Annotated in this window: 19 protein-coding genes and 2 riboswitches; of the genes, 6 read left to right on the top strand and 13 right to left on the bottom strand. The window is 39.0% G+C overall.

Annotated features, from left to right (window positions below; genetic code table 11):
* Positions 1-244 precede the first annotated feature (244 nt).
* The 9 genes from dapB to JOD28_RS04540 all read right to left on the bottom strand — a co-directional run bounded on the left by dapB (position 245) and on the right by JOD28_RS04540 (position 8,424).
* Positions 245-970 carry a 4-hydroxy-tetrahydrodipicolinate reductase gene (gene dapB / locus JOD28_RS04580; protein WP_204769693.1) on the bottom strand — a complete coding sequence of 242 codons (726 nt, stop codon included), beginning with the start codon at positions 968-970 and terminating at the stop codon, positions 245-247.
* 3 nt (positions 971-973) lie between these two features.
* On the bottom strand, positions 974-1,846 hold the full coding sequence (gene dapA / locus JOD28_RS04575) for a 4-hydroxy-tetrahydrodipicolinate synthase (protein ID WP_204769772.1): 873 nt from the start codon (positions 1,844-1,846) through the stop codon (positions 974-976).
* Positions 1,847-1,880: 34 nt separating this feature from the next.
* On the bottom strand, positions 1,881-3,032 hold the full coding sequence (locus JOD28_RS04570) for an N-acetyldiaminopimelate deacetylase (RefSeq protein WP_204769692.1): 1,152 nt from the start codon (positions 3,030-3,032) through the stop codon (positions 1,881-1,883).
* Positions 3,032-3,739: a 2,3,4,5-tetrahydropyridine-2,6-dicarboxylate N-acetyltransferase gene (gene dapD, locus JOD28_RS04565; RefSeq protein ID WP_204769691.1), complete on the bottom strand. Its 708-nt coding sequence runs from the start codon at positions 3,737-3,739 to the stop codon at positions 3,032-3,034. The genes JOD28_RS04570 and dapD overlap by 1 nt, the downstream gene beginning before the upstream one ends.
* Positions 3,740-3,825: 86 nt before the next feature.
* Positions 3,826-5,124 carry a diaminopimelate decarboxylase gene (gene lysA / locus JOD28_RS04560; protein WP_204769690.1) on the bottom strand — a complete coding sequence of 433 codons (1,299 nt, stop codon included), beginning with the start codon at positions 5,122-5,124 and terminating at the stop codon, positions 3,826-3,828.
* Between the two features lie 83 nt (positions 5,125-5,207).
* Positions 5,208-5,384, bottom strand: a riboswitch (Lysine riboswitch).
* 57 nt (positions 5,385-5,441) lie between these two features.
* Positions 5,442-5,783 (bottom strand): hypothetical protein, encoded by a 342-nt coding sequence (locus JOD28_RS04555; RefSeq protein ID WP_204769689.1) that lies wholly within the window; start codon positions 5,781-5,783, stop codon positions 5,442-5,444.
* A 4-nt stretch (positions 5,784-5,787) separates the two neighbouring features.
* Positions 5,788-7,164: a nicotinate phosphoribosyltransferase gene (locus tag JOD28_RS04550; RefSeq protein WP_204769688.1), complete on the bottom strand. Its 1,377-nt coding sequence runs from the start codon at positions 7,162-7,164 to the stop codon at positions 5,788-5,790.
* Complete coding sequence (locus tag JOD28_RS04545; RefSeq protein ID WP_204769687.1) at positions 7,161-7,709, bottom strand: helix-turn-helix domain-containing protein; 549 nt, start codon at positions 7,707-7,709, stop codon at positions 7,161-7,163. The genes JOD28_RS04550 and JOD28_RS04545 overlap by 4 nt, the downstream gene beginning before the upstream one ends.
* Positions 7,710-7,752: 43 nt before the next feature.
* A complete protein-coding gene (locus JOD28_RS04540; RefSeq protein WP_204769686.1) occupies positions 7,753-8,424 on the bottom strand; it encodes a VTT domain-containing protein in 672 nt (223 codons plus the stop codon).
* A gap of 235 nt (positions 8,425-8,659) precedes the next feature.
* On the opposite strand from JOD28_RS04540, the gene JOD28_RS04535 reads away from it, so the two are divergent.
* The 5 genes from JOD28_RS04535 to JOD28_RS04515 all read left to right on the top strand — a co-directional run bounded on the left by JOD28_RS04535 (position 8,660) and on the right by JOD28_RS04515 (position 12,975).
* Positions 8,660-9,196, top strand: a complete 537-nt coding sequence (locus JOD28_RS04535) for a nucleoside 2-deoxyribosyltransferase (protein WP_204769685.1) — start codon at positions 8,660-8,662, stop codon at positions 9,194-9,196.
* A 97-nt stretch (positions 9,197-9,293) separates the two neighbouring features.
* The gene (pnuC, locus tag JOD28_RS04530; protein ID WP_204769684.1) at positions 9,294-10,109 is read left to right on the top strand and encodes a nicotinamide riboside transporter PnuC; all 816 of its coding nucleotides are present in this window, start codon (positions 9,294-9,296) and stop codon (positions 10,107-10,109) included.
* Positions 10,110-10,207: 98 nt separating this feature from the next.
* Positions 10,208-10,381 (top strand): 50S ribosomal protein L32, encoded by a 174-nt coding sequence (gene rpmF / locus JOD28_RS04525; protein WP_013103890.1) that lies wholly within the window; start codon positions 10,208-10,210, stop codon positions 10,379-10,381.
* A gap of 67 nt (positions 10,382-10,448) precedes the next feature.
* Positions 10,449-11,084 (top strand): copper homeostasis protein CutC, encoded by a 636-nt coding sequence (locus tag JOD28_RS04520; RefSeq protein WP_204769683.1) that lies wholly within the window; start codon positions 10,449-10,451, stop codon positions 11,082-11,084.
* Between the two features lie 193 nt (positions 11,085-11,277).
* Complete coding sequence (locus JOD28_RS04515; RefSeq protein WP_204769682.1) at positions 11,278-12,975, top strand: NFACT RNA binding domain-containing protein; 1,698 nt, start codon at positions 11,278-11,280, stop codon at positions 12,973-12,975.
* Between the two features lie 70 nt (positions 12,976-13,045).
* Here JOD28_RS04515 and JOD28_RS04510 read toward each other — a convergent pair whose 3' ends face one another.
* From JOD28_RS04510 to JOD28_RS04500, 4 genes are read right to left on the bottom strand one after another with little or no spacing between them, the layout of a single operon-like run.
* A complete protein-coding gene (locus JOD28_RS04510; RefSeq protein WP_204769681.1) occupies positions 13,046-13,801 on the bottom strand; it encodes a class I SAM-dependent methyltransferase in 756 nt (251 codons plus the stop codon).
* On the bottom strand, positions 13,794-13,967 hold the full coding sequence (locus tag JOD28_RS09750; protein ID WP_239531089.1) for a hypothetical protein: 174 nt from the start codon (positions 13,965-13,967) through the stop codon (positions 13,794-13,796). The genes JOD28_RS04510 and JOD28_RS09750 overlap by 8 nt, the downstream gene beginning before the upstream one ends.
* A gap of 18 nt (positions 13,968-13,985) precedes the next feature.
* A complete protein-coding gene (locus JOD28_RS04505; protein WP_239531088.1) occupies positions 13,986-14,792 on the bottom strand; it encodes a thymidylate synthase in 807 nt (268 codons plus the stop codon).
* A gap of 44 nt (positions 14,793-14,836) precedes the next feature.
* Complete coding sequence (locus tag JOD28_RS04500; protein ID WP_204769680.1) at positions 14,837-15,283, bottom strand: TIR domain-containing protein; 447 nt, start codon at positions 15,281-15,283, stop codon at positions 14,837-14,839.
* A 109-nt stretch (positions 15,284-15,392) separates the two neighbouring features.
* A riboswitch (TPP riboswitch) is annotated at positions 15,393-15,500 on the bottom strand.
* Positions 15,501-15,896: 396 nt separating this feature from the next.
* Here JOD28_RS04500 and JOD28_RS04495 point away from each other — a divergent pair.
* Complete coding sequence (locus JOD28_RS04495) at positions 15,897-18,263, top strand: phosphoketolase family protein (RefSeq protein WP_204769679.1); 2,367 nt, start codon at positions 15,897-15,899, stop codon at positions 18,261-18,263.
* Positions 18,264-18,330 lie beyond the last annotated feature (67 nt).

Raw genomic sequence — 18,330 nt, 5'->3', positions numbered from 1 at the left:
TTATGCTCCTAATACTTCAATTTTAATTGATTATCGTTAATCAATCTTCCAAAATATTGTATCACATAAGTCAAACAAAATCCGCCGTTATTGTTATTTTTGTATCATAAAAAGTATATAGGTTGCTCTAAATTTTTAGGTATTTTAACTTGAATACAAACCATAGATTATAATTTCATGCACAAAAAAAGCGGATTTCTCCGCTATATATTATGGTCAAAATCACCATGTTATTATTCATATATTATAAAACACTATCCAGACCAATTTTTAAGCCAGTTATTTTCTCAACGCCTGCTAACGCAAGTAAGACACCTGGTACAAACGCTGAGCGGCTAGTTGTACTTTGTGTTAAAGTCAACTGCTCATCAATACCACCAAAATAAACACTTTGCTGCGCAATGTATCCTGGTAAACGCATTGCGTGCACTGGTACATCTGCTACACGTTGACCACGTGCTTGGCCGTCACTGGTCTTCATAGGTGTGTTTACACGTGCATCTGCAATCAACTTAGCAGTTTGCACTGCTGTACCTGAAGGTGCATCAACTTTTTTGGGATTGTGCACCTCAGTAATTTCAACATCAGGAAAATACTGAGCAGCTAATTGTGAAAACTGCATTAAAAGCACGGCCGAAAGGCTAAAGTTTGGCACAATTAATATACCGCGTTGTGTTTTCGAACGTAGGTCAGTTATTTGATTATCTGTCAAACCAGTTGCCCCAATAACAATTGCCATATCATGTTCTATAGCCCATATGGCATTATCAAAAACGGTTTCAGGCGTACTAACATCTAAAAATATATCGGCAGATACATTAATCTTATCTAATAATGTCCACACTGGATACTGACTGTCATGCACATGCCCACTTAAAATACCAACAATTTCATAGTTTGTTCCGACTAGGCCTGTTTGAATGGCTAATCCTAATTTACCAAAACCACCCGCCAAAATTATTTTTGTCATCGATTATTCTCCCAATAATTTGTTAAGCTGTTCCTGCTCATCAGAGGTCAAAGGTAGTATAGGCAAACGTGCAAGGTTTTTCACAATGCCAATTTCACTTAATTTTGCTTTGACTGGTGCTGGTGACGGAAATGCAAACAAAGCGTTCATTCGTGGTGTTAGGTATCGCTGCAAACGACCCGCTTCACGCCAATCATTAGTCTTCATCGCTGTAAATAGCGCAGTCATTTCATCCCCGTAAAGATGTGATGCAACTGAAATTGTTCCAGCACCGCCTTGTGCGAACGCCGCCAATGTTTGGGCATCCTCACCCGTGTAAACAGCGAAATCAACAGACTGTGTTTGTTCAATTTCAGCACCAATAAATTCTGCCGAAGTCGTTTCTTTGATCGCATTGATATTAGGATTTTGCGCTAATTCAACGACACTAGCAACAGTTAATCCTACTGCCGAACGACCTGGAATATTATATAGCATCACAGGTTTTGTAGCAGCCTGCGCTATCGCAGTAAAATGTGCAATCATGCCAGACTGGCTGGGTTTATTGTAGTATGGCGTCACCGCTAAAATAGCGTCAACATGAGCTATTTCACTCAGTTCGCGTGCATTAAGAACAGACTCTGCTGTATTATTTGTCCCAGCATTAGCAATTAGCAATGCTTTGTCCCCGACGTAATCAGCGATATATTGGGTCAGCGTTAGCTTTTCTTGATGCGTCAATGTTGGCGACTCACCTGTTGTTCCAGCTATAACCAATCCTTGTGTCCCATGGTCTAATAAATGATCAATCACACTTTTTAAAGCAGGATAGTCGATTTCATTTTCTGAATTAAACGGCGTAATAATTGCCGTAATTAAATTGATATTTTCATACATTGCTTTGCCCTCTGCTGTACTTGTCGTTACTTTTTTAATGCGCCATGCGCCATTCAATCAAATCTTTTAATGCTATAAAACCGGGGAATAGTGCTGCTTCATCAATCGTTAACTTGGGACTGTGTAACGAGTGCGTATCATTTACACCTACCCACAACATCACTCCTGGAATTTGTTGTAATAAATAACCAAAATCTTCTCCAGTCATTGCTGGTTTTGCCACTTCAAAAGCAATATCATCACGAGATTGCATGAAATCAATGACCTGCTGAGCTAACTCTGAATTATTTTCAACAGGTAAATAACTCCCACTCTCTAGCGATACATCAATGGTGATATCATTTGCCAAAGCCACACCAGCTGCAATTTGACGAATTCTTTTCATCATTAAATCTAATCCAACACGCGTCATACTACGTACTGTGCCTTCAAAATAAACATCATCTGGAATAACATTGTTTGCTTGACCACCGTTAATGACACCAATGCTCACAACCCCACCTTTTATTGGATCTACTGATCGTGATACCACTGTTTGTAGTTGCACAATAAGTTCTGATGCAGCAACAATTGGATCTTTGACCAAATGTGGATAAGCTGCATGTCCGCCTTGCCCGTGAACAGCGACTTTAAGTTCAGCAGTCCCAGCAAATAAAGTGCCATCTAATGTACTCAACGTTCCGGCAGGCAAATCTGGTTGATCATGAATACCATAAAACTCATCTGGACGCCATTCACCAGTAAACAATCCTAGATCATAGGCTAATTTACCACCACTTTTAGCTTCTTCTGCTGGTTGAAAAAAGACAACGAGATTATCTTTTGGCTGATGTTGACTAAAGTAATGCACTAATCCTAAAGCTAAACTCATGTGAACATCGTGTCCGCAGGCATGCATCACACCAGGATGAGTTGATTCGAAAGACAAACCAGTTTGTTCAGTTATTGGTAACGCATCAATGTCTGTGCGATAACCTATCGTCCGTTTAGGATCAGTTCCTTGAAAATGCACTAATATAGCCGTTGGTAGCTCGGTTACAGTACGAATATGCATCGTATCATTTTGCCAGCTTTGTATTTTTTCCAATAAATAAGCATGTGTTTGATACTCTGCTAGTGCCAACTCTGGGATGAGATGCAAATCGCGACGGTATTGTTGCAATTCAGAGAAATTTATATCAGTCATTATAAGCCTCTTAAGGCGTCGATTAGGGCAGTCTTTTGTTGTGTTTGTGAATCAATTTTTTTAATCACTTTAGCGGGTACACCGGCAACAACTGTGTTGGCAGGGACATCTTTTGTCACAATAGCACCAGCAGCAACAACAGCGCCATCACCGACCTGAACACCTTCTATGACAACAGCATTAGCACCAACTAACACATGATTACCGATGCGCACAGGCTGTGCCGATGCTGGTTCAATCACACCGGCTAACACGGCACCTGCACCAATGTGAGAGTTTTCGCCAACGATCGCACGGCCACCTAATATAGCGCCCATATCAATCATTGTCCCGGCACCAATTTCTGCGCCAATATTAATCACAGCACCAAGCATAATAACAGCATTATCGCCTATTTGCACTTGTTCACGAATAACAGCGCCTGGTTCGATACGCGCGTTAATTGCCTTTTTGTCAATCAATGGTACTGCTGAATGACGCGCATCATTTTCAATGTAAATACTTTCCTTAGGTAAACTAGCAATTAATGGTTGGATTTCTGACCAATCACCGATCAATTGGCCAAAAGATACACCACCAAACTGTTGGACAGTATCTGGAATTTCACCAGATAACGTCCCCTTATATGTGACTTTCACTGGTGTCACTTTTTTCGCGTTAGCAATAAAATTAATTAATCGTTGTGCATCATTTTGTGTTTCTGTCATGAGAATTTAGTTTCCTTTAACTATCTATTTGAGTTCTACTGTATGCATTGGCTGAGAAGATCATTAACTATGATCTTCTTGACTGACTATACGTCAGCCTCGCCCAAAGTATACTTTTTATCTAATGCTGTTAAATTAGCATAGGTTTCTCGCGCAACAACTAATTGGTGTTCACCATTTTCAACAAATACAACACCTGGTCTTGGGTTACGATTATAATTTGAAGCCATCGCATAACCATAAGCACCTGTTGCCAATACAGATAAAATATCACCTGGCTGTGTTCTTGGTAATGCCTGCTGCCATACTAAGACATCCCCTGATTCACAATATTTGCCAGCAACACGCACAACTTCTTCGGTCGGCGCATTTGGCTGATTTGCTAACACGGCATCATAATTTGCTTGATAAAGTGCTGGACGAATATTGTCCCCCATTCCCCCATCAACCGCCAAATACTTTCGCAAATCAGGAATGTCTTTTCGAGAACCAACCGTATACAATGTTTGACCTGCAGGACCAACGATAGAACGACCTGGTTCTATCCAAATTTCTGGCATTTTCCAGTCATATTGCGCAGCTTTACCCTTCAAAGTGCGAATGATAGCATCAGCATAATCACTTTCTGGTAAGGGTGTATCTTCATCTGTATAGCGAATACCAAAGCCGCCACCAACATTAATAATGGCTGGTTGCCAGCCCCAACTTTGCGCTGTATCAGCTAACAAAGCAGCATTTTTTTCAAAACCTGTCACATCAAAAATTTGTGAACCAATGTGCGCATGTAGCCCGAGCAAATTTAAATTTTGATCATCTTTTGCAATATCATAAGCCTTTTTGCCTTGCCCAGTTAGCAAATCAAAGCCAAATTTAGAATCTTGTTGTCCTGTACTAATAAACTCATGCGTATGGGCAGAAATACCCGGTGAAATGCGTAATAGTATATCTTGTTTCATGTTGTTTTTTGCAGCAATTTCTGATAATAATTGTAGTTCTAAGAAATTATCAACAATAATGGTGCCCACACCTGCTTCAATGGCCATCGACAGTTCGTCAAAGCTTTTATTGTTACCATTAAAGCTTAAGTGTTTAGGGTCAAAACCGGCTTTTAAAGCCGTATAAAGCTCACCACCGGATACAATATCAGCATGAATGCCTTCTTGTTGAGCGACTTGATATATTGCCTGAGTTGCAAATGCTTTTGAAGCATAACTGACAACGTATGGCACGCTTTCTTTTTCAAAAATAGCTTTAAAAGCACGCATTGTTTGACGAATTTTAGTGACATCGTAGACATATAAAGGTGTCCCGTATGTCTTGGCTAACGTGACAGCATCAACACCATCAATCGTCAAATGCTGTACCTCATTTGTTGGATAACTCATACAATTCTCCCAATTTTTCACATAAAAAAGCCTTTGTTCGAGACCAGGTCACGGACAAAAGGCTTTTAGCTAGCAGTTTTGACTGTTTCCATAGCTCACCGTTATTCATTAACGACAGTCTAATAGTTATTAACTATTAGCCCAACGAAGCAATCCTGCACTGATTGTTCATTTCGGCAACTTCCCCTTTAACCTATCTTCATTACTGTTACAACAGTTCAGATAAGCGACTCATGTCAATCGCAACCTCTATGTGAAATTAAATTTTATATTGATATAATCATAACTTACCAATGACCTAATGTCAACTTTTCAACTTAGTATTCTGTATCAATAAATGTTAACCCAAGTTCTTTACCGTATTGTCTAATTGTTGACTCTGCCAAATTCATTTCAAAGGCTAGATCAATATAGCTTGTCATGCCCCTTTTAAATAGCGCAGCAACTTGCATCTTACGTTCATCTTTACCGATAGCTGATTCTGTTCCAAGTGCTTGTACGCCATGCCCAACAATGCGATTATCTGGTTCACTTTCTGGTTTTTTATTTCGTTTTTGACGATCACGATAAGCTTGTGCGGCTAGTTTGACATCTAGTTTAGAAATTTCAACATCATTATTGATGTCTTTTTTTGTATTAAAATGATAGTTCACTGTCATTACCTCAAATAAGTGCGCGGTTAATAATGGCCTCACCGTTAATTGGTGGTATTGTCCCATTGTCGTAAACCGTTTCTAATAAATCTTGACCTGGTTCATCATTGGAAACGGTCATGATTTTACTATCACGTACAATGACTTTCAATAAACCAGCTTTGGACGCCTTACTAGCGTCAGTTTTAGGGTTTTTTTGAATATTAATTTTTTGCCCGTTAGCATTTTCCGCATATGCTGCTTTAATCGCAAATCTTTCTGTATCGCGTGTAAAACCTTCTTGCAACAAGCCCCCGCCAGAACCAACGACTAAATTATCAGCTGACCAGCCATTGGACATCAGTGCCTCGTATAAGGCAATAATCGTATCAGCTTTCATACCGTCACCTTGAATAATGCCAACGTTATTTTTCAACACCTTATAACCTTGGTCGTTAGTCGTTGTGCCAAATATGTCGGCTAGTAACACTAACACTTCTAAATCAATTGCCTGCGGATCACCAGAGTCTGGTCGCAAAACGACCCGACCCACGCGATTAATAATACGTGCTTTAATGTCCGGTGAACCAATCACTGTTTTGACAAAATTTAACGCATCATAAGAATCAATGACAATAGACAAAATCGCGTCATCCGGTGCACGATCAAACTGTGCATTAACATAGTCGAATTCACCCTGACCTGCGCCATATGATGTTGCGACTGAATGTTCAGTCGCCCACACAGACAACGCACGTCCTGCCACGCCATAAACTGATTCAAAGTAATGCGACGCTGCCATGTTGTCTGATCCTTGAAAATGCAATAAATGTGCTGCACCACCACGTTTACCCGATTCAAGTGACGTTGCACCACGCAAACCAAAATCGTTTACCGCCAGAAATAATCCTGCCAACGAACCAGATTTTTCTAGCAAAGGCGCCAAACGCTTCTTGATATACATGGAATTTGTGGCGATTGTTGTTGGATACCAAACGTGCATCAACAAGACTTCCAACGCATTTAAGCTCGTGGCAAACCAGGGTGCTGTCGATTCAATGGTAAACACAGCATTGCCAGTTGGCACCTCAAGGCCCTCAGGTAATGCTTTAATTTTAACTGGAAAATAGCCCAGATCACGAACTTTTTCCCAGACTGAACGATTAAAATAGGCTTTTGTACCAAAAGTCAACTCAGAAACTTTTTCGGCCTCATCAATCATGTCATTGGTGATAGGTTGATGAAAATAGTCATGTAAAATCATGCCCATACCAAACCAGCTGACTGTATTAAACTGCCCACCAACTCGCGCTTCGCCATATGAGTACAGCTTTGTAATGTTACTTGGGTATTGTAAATGATGCGTTAATTTGTAGGCGTCCGTTGCCAAAATCAAATTTTCGGTCATAAGTTAATCTCCGGTAAATCACCCGCTATCAATTTTTGCGTAACGTCTTGAAATTTGTCGCCCTGAATGCGCAACAAACGCCAATCGTAGGTTTTATCATCATCAAATTCGTCAATATACGGTTCAAATTCACCTTCGCTTTGTAAAATCAAATAACCTGCAAAAGTAGCAACGAAATCCGCATTTGATTCGACAACCCGAACCAGTTTATTGCCATTAAAGAAACCAACCGCTAGTTTATCTCCTGCCCAGGAACCTTCAAATGCCCACTTTAACGTAATCCAATCTGACATTGTGATGCCAAGATTCATTAAATAGTCTAAAGATAAGCGAATATGAATAGGATGACCTTGTGATTGCTCAGTGATACCTTTTGCATCAAGTTGACTTGAAAATATGCCAACTAGCGCCTCTAGTTCAGCCACAGTGGGCATACTTTCTTCTTGTTGCCAAGACGTGACAGTTGCCACATCAACATCTAATGCATCAGCAATTTCTTCAGTCGAAATGCCTGTCAATTGTTGTAATTTATTTAAATTATTCATAATGCTATTATACTAAAAAAGCCACCCAAAGGCAGCTTTAATTTTATTTTTTCGCAATTTTTTTGGCACGTTGGCTAACCATGATAGACCGCACAACACCAATAATAGTTGGCATCAGTGTCACTAATGCAATACCCAAAATAATAATCGAAAAATGCATTTTAACAAATGGTATATTACCAAACATATAGCCTGCACCTGTGGCAATCAAACTCCAAGAAAAAGCAGCAATCACATTATTTCTTAAAAAATGACCATATGGAAATTGACTAATACCTGCAACAAATGGCACAAATGTCCGTACAATCGGCATATAGCGACCAATGATAATTGCCATTGCCCCACGCTTTTCAAAAAAACCTTCTGCTTCACGAATATGGTTTTCTTTGATAAAGCGCCCAATTAAAGGATGCTTTATCAATTTATAACCACCTGTACGTCCAATCCAAAAATTCAAAGAATCACCTGCAATAGCAGCTAAAAAGAACAATATCATAAATACCCAATGATTTAATCCGGCATTGATACCAGCCGGTGTAGCGGCAACTGCACCAGCAGCAAAAAGTAGCGAATCGCCGGGTAAAAACGGCATGATGACAATGCCTGTTTCAATGAAAATAACAGCAAATAAAATAACATATGTCCATGGTCCAAATTGTGTCACTAACGTGGCAATATGCGCATCAATATGGAGGATGAAGTCGATTAAAAACATGTGATTATTGTATTCAACTCAATTAACATATGACAATCGAGCAAAACACGGTTCCCCTTAGTATATATTTTTTTCAGATATCCTTATTTTACCATAAATACAATATCAAACATAATATTTTAAGGGTCACCTGTTACCAATAAAATAAATTTTGGACAAATTTTGTCCCTTTGCCAGACAAACCAAATATTCTGTTGTAAAGTTATACTAGTGTCAAAATAAAAGGAGAAAAAACATGAATGAAACAAAATTGATTGCCGATCTTGAAGCGATTAATCGTCGTGTCGACAATTCACAAAAACGACCTGGTGCTAAAAATATTTATTTAGCTGCTGGTTGGTTTTCTGATAATCAAGAAGCATTATTAAAGGATGCCTTTACGCAATTGAGTGCTAATCCAACAATCGCCCATATTCATGTCCCATTATTACATCAATATGGCGGCGTTGCTTTGGGTGAATCAAACAACGAGCCTGATTTTGAATGGGGTGCAATGACTTATAAAGCCGATATTAAAGCGATTGATAATTCAGACCTCACTGTCGCTATTTTTGAAGCAGAAGATGCAGATACTGGTACAGCGATGGAATTAGGCTATTCAGTTGCTTCAAATACACCAGTTGTCTCGGTTTTTGCTGGTAATATTGATGAACACCCAATTAACTTAATGCTATCTTTTGGTACAGATGCACATGTCACGTCAACTACTGAATTGGCTGATTATGATTTCTTTGATATTACACCGAACAAATATACTGGTAAACTCATTTAACCCATTAAAAACAGAAAGGTGCCGAGCCGCTCTCTCAAAGCACTGCCTTTGCGACAGAAACCACCCAGAGTGCCTTAATCTCGGTAAAATTTAAATCATGCAAGAAACGTCAACACCACATATTTCACATTGGCAAGTTTTCAACCCACTTTGGTATGCTGAACAATTTAGAGGCTGGACACGGTTGTCTTATGCCCTATTAGCAGTTGGTCTCCTCATCATCGCCTATACAAGTTTTGGTATGGGAGCCACTATTAACGGCATGACATTTGCGACATTCTTTGCAGCAGCATTTGGTTGGACCACTGTTCTTGGTTTAAAAGAAGCTAAACCAATGAATGGCTTGTTTGGCTTATTATCAGCAGCCATATATATTTATGTCGCTTGGTTGCACAGAAACCCTGCTGATGCCGTTTTACAACTAACTTATGTTATTTTACTAGACATCCCCGTGTTGGTTATGCCTTCATGGGTTAAAGATACTGACAAACATGTCCGCTTTATTCATGAAACGGACACACGTGGTGAAAATCACGGTAAAGTATTTTGGTATACAGTAGTTGCTTTCGTGGCAATTGTTGCTTTCGTGGCTGCCTACTTATTTGAAACACAAATTTTACACACACCACGACCAATTTCTGATTCTTTGGTACTGGGTACAGGGCTAGTTGGCGCTGTTTTGACCACTTTTCGCTTCTCTGAAAGTTGGTTTGCTTGGTTATTACAAGGTATCATGCAAATTGCTTTGTGGGGATTTACTGTTGCTGCCGGTGGCGCACTTGGTGCTTCGGCCTTAGTTATTTTAGTGACTTACCTCATGTACTTTGCTAATGACGTGTTAGCGATTGTGCAATCTTCATGGTTCCATCACAAAGAAATCACCGCTCAGCTTGCGCGAAACAATGTCAAGTAAAAGACCTTGACATTGTTTTTCAAAAAACTATTGACAAAAGTGTTAAATTTCGGTAAACTTGACTAGTTGATAAATTGAAACGAAAGGAGGTGCCATTTATGGCTACCCCATCAAACAAAAACTCAAAGTCTCACAAGCGTAACCGCCGCGGACATATCGGTTTGAATGTTCCTAATATCGTGTTGGATCAAACAACTGGTGAATACCGCGTAGCTCACCGTGTCTCACCTTCTGGTGTTTACAACGGTAAGCAAGTTACAGAAAAGAAGTAATTTCACATTATAACCTGTACCATTTGGCACAGGTTTTTTGTTTGCAATTTTATGGTAAAATGATGACATGACAATTACAATTAAAGAAGCAGCCGTTGATTCTGTTGAAGCTGCCAGACAAATGCGCGACAAAGGCGCTAATCGTATTGAATTAAATAGCCAGTTAGAATTAGGTGGTCTCACACCTGATACACGTACAATCATTGATACACTAATAGAAATTGATGATGTTCCTGTGGTCGTTATGGTTCGCCCTCGTGGCGGTGATTTTGCATACGACGACATCGAATTGCAACAAATGCATGATACCCTACAGCAAATTGCTGACCTGGGTGGTCAGTTAGTCACTTTTGGTGTGGTACGTAATCATTTGTTAGATAAAGATGCGATGTCAAAACTGATTGCACATGCCACTGAATTAAACCTGAAAGTGATCATGCATATGGCTTTTGATGATATTGCCATTGATCAGCAGCAAAGCGCGATGTATTGGTTATCAGAACACGGTGTTAATCGCATTTTAACACATGGTGGGCCACTTAAAACACCAATATTTGATCTATTGCCCAGTATACAGGTACTTGTTAATACAGCCCCTGCTGACGTAACCATCCTTCCGGGTGGTGGCATTAATGCTGAAAATGCCCAATGCATTGCAGATACATTGGGTGTTAGCGAAGTTCATGGTTCAAAAATTGTCTAGTACTTTACAAGATGTTTAGTGGGTAATTACCAGTTTTAAACTGATGATTAGTCACTAATTTTTTATTTGATCTCCACAAAAGGATCAAACAATGCTGTACAATGTGTAAAGTAAACAATGATTAACTCATTGTTTACTTTTACACCATTAATATCCTAATCAGCTTGTCAAAATAGCAAAGGAAACTATTAAAATGCCTTTAGATGGTCTTTTCACACATGCGTTAGTGCATGAATTTAACGAATTAATTGTTGGTGGACGCATTACCAAAGTGCATCAACCCTACCCAAATGAAATTGTTTTAGTTGTGCGCAACAATAGTGTGAACTACCCACTTCTCCTCAGTGCGCACCCTACATACGCACGTGCCCAAATTACTCATATTCCGTACGAAAACCCTCAAACCGCACCTAATTTTGTGATGTTTCTACGTCGGTACTTAGAGGGCGCTAAGTTACAAAAAATTGTGCAAATTGAAAATGACCGTATTATCAATTTTTACGTCAACGCGCGTAATGAACTAGGTGATGTGCAACAAATTCGATTGACCCTGGAAATGATGGGGCGTCATTCCAATTTGTTCTTAGTAAGAGAAGAAGATTCACGTATTTTAGAGCTCATCAAACATGTACCTGCAGACCAAAATCGTGTGCGTTCGCTCATGCCAGGCGCAACGTATGTGTTACCACCTGCGCAAAACCTATCTAACCCCTTTACCAAAGGCCTAGATGCCTTGGCCCCCATGATTTTAGATACACCGTTTGATGACTGGGCAAAAACGATCCAATCGACTTATCAAGGATTTGGCCGTGATTCTGCCGTCAGTTTAGCCCGTACCATTAATCAGCCTGGTGATCATCTTGCTCATGCCAAAAATTGGCTCGCACGATTTAACGACCTCAAACCTACTTTGTTTACTTCTGATAAAGGTGCCCTAAGCTATTCGGCTTTCGACTGGTCACAGGATTATACTCACGAACAACATTTTCAAACACTTGGAGATATGTTGGATGCCTACTACATTGGCAAAGCCGAACGCGAGCGTGTCAATCAACAAGCAGGTTCGTTGGTACGTATTGTTAAAAACGAGCTTAAGAAAAATACCTCAAAACGGAAAAAATTATTAGCAACATTAAACGATGCCGAAAATGCTGATGATTTAAAAGTCATGGGTGATTTATTAATCACCTACCCGCATCTTGTCCAAAAGGGCATGACATCAGTTGAAATTGAAAATTACTACGACAATAATGCACTGCTTAAAATCACATTAGATCCTAAACTTAACGGCTTAAAAAATGCCGAGCGCTATTTTACAAAATATCGCAAATTACGTACTGCCGTTGCCTATGTGAATGAACAAATGACGCTAACCGATGCCGAAATTGCATATTTTAATAATATTGTTGCACAACTTGATGTCGCTTCCCCTAAAGATGTTGAAGACATTCGCTTGGAATTAACAAATGGTGGCTATATTCGTGCCAACAAGAAAAATAAGCAAAAACCAAAAGTGTCAAAACCGGATCAGTTTCAAAGTACAGATGGTACACACATAGAAGTCGGTAAAAATAATTTACAAAATGAACGCCTGTCGTTGAAGCAAGCAGACCGTCGTGACATTTGGCTGCACGTTCAAAACATACCCGGTTCACATGTCATTATTCACTCGCCAAATCCATCAGATGAGACGTTAATCGAAGCTGCAAAGCTCGCTGCTTATTACAGCAAGGCGCGCGATTCGGCTAACGTACCTGTTGACTACCTACCTGCCGGAAAGCTCCGGAAACCCAATGGTTCAAAGCCTGGTTTTGTTATTTTTGAAGGACAGCAAACACTGTTTGTTACACCAGATAGTCAACTAGTTTCTAATTTAAAAATCAAAAAATAGTCAAAAAAATATCCGATAAACACTTTAAAAGTGTTTATCGGATATTTTCATTTATGCATCATTGTGCAAACTATGATTTAGTCGCTTCATATAAAATAAAGGGAGATTGTGTCCGCTCGTTTCCCCAGTTAATGTTGCCATACTGTGCTTCAATTGTCGCAATTTGTTCAGCATTAAAATCATTAATAGTGGGATACTTGACCGTAATATGTTTAAATCCTGCGTTTTTCAAATTGTCCTCATACATTTGATTTGGCCAATTAAAATCATGTAAAATCAAATCTTCTTGCTGACTCACATGCAATTTTTCAACGCGCTGTTCACCATAACCATATACTTTGCCTTTAGCACCATTTTGAAATGTTGAAAATGGTACGCCAGTGGTATTTGGATTTGTATCCAACACAATAAATTGACTGTTGGGACGCAAAACGCGATAAATTTCTGCCATAATACGACGTATACGAGCTTCTGACCCATTATTGATAAATACATAGCAAGCAATTGCACCATCTAGTGAGTCATTGGGCAGAAAACTTAAACTATCGTTTTTTACCACTTGGTAATCAATACGATCATGGGGCCGTTGTTGGTTTGCAATATCAATCATACGATCAGATTCATCAACAGCGATGATTTTTGAGTCGGTCTGTTGAGCCAACCTTAAAGCAACTTTACCCGGTCCACAACCATAATCTAATATCGTGGCTGCATGGTTTTTGGAAAAAAAAGATAATATATGACTATACCCCAGCACTTGTTCTAATACATCATTGTATGCATTGAACTGATTGGCTATTTTGTTACCTTCAAAAAGATTATTCATTGCCACCTACCTCTAAATTTGCTACATGATTGGGCCATTTATTAAGCACAAAATATTGATAAATTGGCAACAAATGTCCAAACAATGTCCGATCAATTTTTTTATTATAGTGAATCATTTGGTATATACTAAATAACGCTAATATTTGCTGCCAATACGGTGCCATATGAGTCGCTAAAATTGACTACCAATCCATCGTGAGTTCGTTTTTTCTCAGTTTTTCTTCATACATCATCAATTCATGGATCATTTCCCAATTATTTTCGAGTGGCATTTCTGGGAATTTAAACTGTGCCTCGCTTGGCGTTTCTAACACATGCGTTACCCATACATTATCAGGCTCATAGATGTGCATGGTACCAACACTGTGATAGTAATTTCCCACTGGTACATGAAGCTCACGAGCCATCAGTTCTTGAATAAAGGTAAATGAGAAAACATCACTCACGATACCACGAAATGCATCATTAGCCCGCATATAAGCAATCATATCCAGATGATTATTCCGAATAAAAAATTGTAGACCCAAAGTACACGACACATCTAAGTTGTTTGGAATAGCCAACTCACTATCATCAAAAATTTGTAATACTGCACGTTTAGAATCTGGATCTTTGATTAATAAATCTTTTACATTCTGCCATTGGCTTAATTGCTGATCTTTAACATTAAACATTTTCGAGCCATAGGCAGTACCAGTTAAAACACGACCATCCATTGAATAATCTGGCATTTTTTTATTATAGTAACTGATATAGTCTAAACGATTATTACCTGTTAAATACCATAATGCTTCGGCAAAATTAAATACAATATTACATTTTCTTTTTTGATTATAAACACCTCTTTGTACTGGCTGACTAATACTAAAATTATAGGCAATTTTTTCGCGACTTTGAAATCCCCGAGGTTGATTAAAAAAGTCAGCATGGTTATATATGTCATCAAGCACAGACATATAGGCATTATCAAAAGTTTCATACGTTGACATCTTTCATTTCCTCTCCCTAATGATGACAGATGTTAGACATGCAATCATTGTTTTTCATTCAAAAATTGTTTGATCTTTAATAAACAATCTGCGGCATCTTTGTAATACAAATACTTGACACGACCGACAGTCCCTAAGCCTCTTACTAGGTACGCATATGTTGTATTTTCTTTTAAGAGCAAGACGATCGGTTTATCAAACGCCGATGCCCACCCGATTTCAATATGCGTTCCAGGTGATGCTGGATAACCCGGAAATGCCATAAACATATGGCAGATTTTGATAGCCTCAAAATCTGCCGTAGTGCATTCATCTGGGGTCATCATGTGTTGACCCCACCCCTCACGTTGGTGCGCGTTATCGACCACAAAATCAGCGTCTTCGAGCAATTGCATCACATCTTTAATCAGACTCATACTTTGTGAATCAACGACTTTGTCTTGGTTTAATAATTGTTTAAATGGTGCCGCCAAAAATACGTGGTTACTCAAGAAAGATACCTCCTAAATTTAGAACATAGAAAAAGAGCGTTTGCAGGATTAAAAATGATTGCAAACGCTCTAGATATAGTATGTCTATCTATAATGGCACCCTATTGGCCCTTTATATTTCACACTTTCCTACGCTGTTTGCAACAGATCAGGTTCAAAGGGTTCAAAGACTATCACTTCTCTCTCAGCTTCTTGTAAAGCACCCCTAGTATGTTAATTAATCGATTAATAACAAGATTGATTCTACCACATAACAATAAAAGTATGCAACTCATTAGTCAACACAAAATGGGTTCTATCATCAGTAAATCCCTGCCACTGTGCTATTATTCACGATATAAACAAAACCCAATATGTTAATTGGTACGAACCAATTAACATATTGGTGTTGATTTTTTAACAAATAACCTATACGATAGGGATGTAAAAATGATGACGCAACAATAGCATGTTAACAGTTTGTGTTAACAGTTTGATTAAGATCTTAATCACCTGTTAAATTTTTCAAAATACTTTGCAAAGTAACTTTTTTCTATGTATCTTGCTATACTTTTTACGACGATTGCCCTGTGCATTTGACTATAATCATAATAACTTGGAGGACTTAACTAACATGAGTATTGACTCAAAGAATTATCTTGATCATCTAGACGCTTACTGGCGAGCTACTAACTATCTATCAGTTGGTCAACTTTATTTATTAGATAACCCATTACTTAACGAAGAACTGACGGCGGATCAAGTTAAAATTCATCCGATCGGACACTGGGGAACAATCCCAAGCCAAAACTTTATTTATGCACACCTTAATCGTGCCATTAATAAATTTAACTTGAACATGTTCTACGTTGAAGGACCTGGTCACGGTGGCCAAGTCATGATTTCAAATGCTTATTTAGATGGTAGCTACACTGAAGCCTTTCCAGAAATCACACAAGATGCTGCGGGTATGCAAAAAATGTTCAAACGTTTTTCATTCCCTGGTGGTGTTGCGTCACACGCTGATCCAAAAGTACCTGGGTCAATTCATGAAGGGGGTGCTTTAGGTTATTCAATCCTTCACGGTGCTGGTGCTGTTCTTGATAATCCAGATTTAGTTGCTGCTGTTGTCGTAGGTGATGGTGAAGCTGAAACTGCACCATTAGCTACCTCATGGCACGTTAATAAGTTTTTGAATCCTAAAAACGATGGCACTGTGTTACCAATTTTAAATCTTAACGGATTCAAAATTGCTAACCCAACTGTTTTATCACGTGAAACTAATGAAACATTGACGCAATACTTTACCAGCCTTGGTTGGCATCCATACTTTGTTAGTTCATTTGACAAGCCTATTATGCAAGTCCATGAAGAAATGGCGAAAACAATGGATACAGTTTTTGAGGAAATCAAAGCTATTCGTGCTAATGCTGCAAATCAAAGTAGCGACGAAGTAACGCGTCCAACATGGCCTATGATTGTATTGCGTTCACCAAAGGGCTGGACTGGTCCTAAGAGTTGGGATGGTCAACCGATTGAAAATTCATTCCGTGCTCACCAAATTCCAATCCCTGCAGATCAAAACCATCCTGAATATATCCCTGATTTGGTTAATTGGCTAAAGTCGTACCAACCTGAGGAATTATTTGATGAAGCTGGTCATTTAGCACTAGAAATCCAAGAAGTATTACCTAAAAAGTCATTACGCATGGCCAATAACAGCGTGACAAACGCTGGTGTCGTTAAGCCACTTAATCTCCCAGATATTAATGATTATCTCGTTGATCGTCAAGTACCTGGTAATGATTTAGCGCAAGATGCTATTTTGTTAGGTGGTTATATTAGAGACCTCATCAAGCTAAACCCAACGAATTTCCGTGGCTTTGGTCCAGATGAAACAGCTTCTAATCGTTTCCAAGATGTCTTTGAAACGACTAATCGTCAATGGTTACTGCCAATTAAAGAACCAAATGATCAATTCATGGCACCTGAAGGTCGTATTATCGACTCAATGTTGTCAGAACATTATGACGAAGGCATGTTAGAAGCCTACACATTAACAGGCCGTCATGGTTTCTTTGCAAGTTATGAGGTCTTCATACGTGAAGTGGATGACATGATCGTTCAACACTTTAAGTGGTTGAATCACTCACATGATGTTTCATGGCGTAAGGATGTCCCTGCCTTGAATATTATTGCTAACTCAACTGTCTTCCAGCAAGATCATAACGGTTACTCACACCAAGATCCTGGTGTTACAACCATGCTTTATGAAAAGCAACCTGATTTCATCCGCGAATTTTTCCCTGCTGATGCTAACAGTTTAGTCGCAACATTTGAACATACTGTACAAACAAAGCAACAAATTAATTATATTGTTGCAAGCAAGCATCCCCGCTTACAATGGTTCACACCACTTGAAGCTAAGCAACTTGTTACTCAAGGTTTGCGTGTTGTTGATTGGGCAAGTACAGACCACGGTGAGAAGCCTGATATCATTATTGCTTCTGCTGGTTCTGAACCAACAACTGAAAGCTTGGCCGCAATCCAAATTTTGCACGAACAAATACCAACATTAAAGATTCGTTATATCAACGTCTTAGATTTGTTTAAACTATGTGCAGATGCGAGTTACGGGTTGAGTCAAGACGAGTTTGATGCTTACTTTACAACTGATGTGCCTGTTTTGTTCGCATTCCACGGTTATGCACCAATGGTTGAATCTATCTTCTTCAAGCGCCATAATCATAATTTAGCTGTTCATGGTTATCGTGAGGCTGGTGATATCACCACACCATTTGATATGCGTGTCTTGAACAAAATTGATCGTTTCAACTTAGTTAAGGCTGCAGTTGAATTATTACCAACTGAAACGTCAGTTAAGCATGCTGATCTTGTACAAGCCATGAACGACAAGTTAGATAAACATGTGTCATTCACACGTTCAAAGGGAACAGACTTGCCAGAAGTTGAAAATTGGCAGTGGCAACCCTTAAACTAATTCAAATAATACCAACACACCTATTGACAAAGCAGGTCACAATCTGTTAAATTGGGTTATGTTGTTT

Source organism: Leuconostoc rapi, assembly GCF_016908715.1.
In the GTDB taxonomy this organism is placed as follows: domain Bacteria; phylum Bacillota; class Bacilli; order Lactobacillales; family Lactobacillaceae; genus Leuconostoc; species Leuconostoc rapi.
This window is presented reverse-complemented; position numbering and strand designations above follow the sequence as displayed.

What these genes read in the sequence shown, in the direction of transcription:
- dapB (WP_204769693.1), bottom strand. Translation starts at nt 970, where the DNA reads ATGACAAAAATAATTTTGGCGGGTGGTTTTGGTAAATTAGGATTAGCC.
- JOD28_RS04570 (WP_204769692.1), bottom strand. Translation starts at nt 3,032, where the DNA reads ATGACTGATATAAATTTCTCTGAATTGCAACAATACCGTCGCGATTTG.
- dapD (WP_204769691.1), bottom strand. Translation starts at nt 3,739, where the DNA reads ATGACAGAAACACAAAATGATGCACAACGATTAATTAATTTTATTGCT.
- JOD28_RS04540 (WP_204769686.1), bottom strand. Translation starts at nt 8,424, where the DNA reads ATGTTTTTAATCGACTTCATCCTCCATATTGATGCGCATATTGCCACG.
- lysA (WP_204769690.1), bottom strand. Translation starts at nt 5,124, where the DNA reads ATGAGTTATCCAACAAATGAGGTACAGCATTTGACGATTGATGGTGTT.
- JOD28_RS04510 (WP_204769681.1), bottom strand. Translation starts at nt 13,801, where the DNA reads ATGAATAATCTTTTTGAAGGTAACAAAATAGCCAATCAGTTCAATGCA.
- JOD28_RS04505 (WP_239531088.1), bottom strand. Translation starts at nt 14,792, where the DNA reads ATGTCAACGTATGAAACTTTTGATAATGCCTATATGTCTGTGCTTGAT.
- JOD28_RS04515 (WP_204769682.1), top strand. Translation starts at nt 11,278, where the DNA reads ATGCCTTTAGATGGTCTTTTCACACATGCGTTAGTGCATGAATTTAAC.
- JOD28_RS04555 (WP_204769689.1), bottom strand. Translation starts at nt 5,783, where the DNA reads ATGACAGTGAACTATCATTTTAATACAAAAAAAGACATCAATAATGAT.
- JOD28_RS04520 (WP_204769683.1), top strand. Translation starts at nt 10,449, where the DNA reads ATGACAATTACAATTAAAGAAGCAGCCGTTGATTCTGTTGAAGCTGCC.
- dapA (WP_204769772.1), bottom strand. Translation starts at nt 1,846, where the DNA reads ATGTATGAAAATATCAATTTAATTACGGCAATTATTACGCCGTTTAAT.
- JOD28_RS04495 (WP_204769679.1), top strand. Translation starts at nt 15,897, where the DNA reads ATGAGTATTGACTCAAAGAATTATCTTGATCATCTAGACGCTTACTGG.
- JOD28_RS09750 (WP_239531089.1), bottom strand. Translation starts at nt 13,967, where the DNA reads ATGGCACCGTATTGGCAGCAAATATTAGCGTTATTTAGTATATACCAA.
- JOD28_RS04545 (WP_204769687.1), bottom strand. Translation starts at nt 7,709, where the DNA reads ATGAATAATTTAAATAAATTACAACAATTGACAGGCATTTCGACTGAA.
- pnuC (WP_204769684.1), top strand. Translation starts at nt 9,294, where the DNA reads ATGCAAGAAACGTCAACACCACATATTTCACATTGGCAAGTTTTCAAC.
- JOD28_RS04535 (WP_204769685.1), top strand. Translation starts at nt 8,660, where the DNA reads ATGAATGAAACAAAATTGATTGCCGATCTTGAAGCGATTAATCGTCGT.
- rpmF (WP_013103890.1), top strand. Translation starts at nt 10,208, where the DNA reads ATGGCTACCCCATCAAACAAAAACTCAAAGTCTCACAAGCGTAACCGC.
- JOD28_RS04550 (WP_204769688.1), bottom strand. Translation starts at nt 7,164, where the DNA reads ATGACCGAAAATTTGATTTTGGCAACGGACGCCTACAAATTAACGCAT.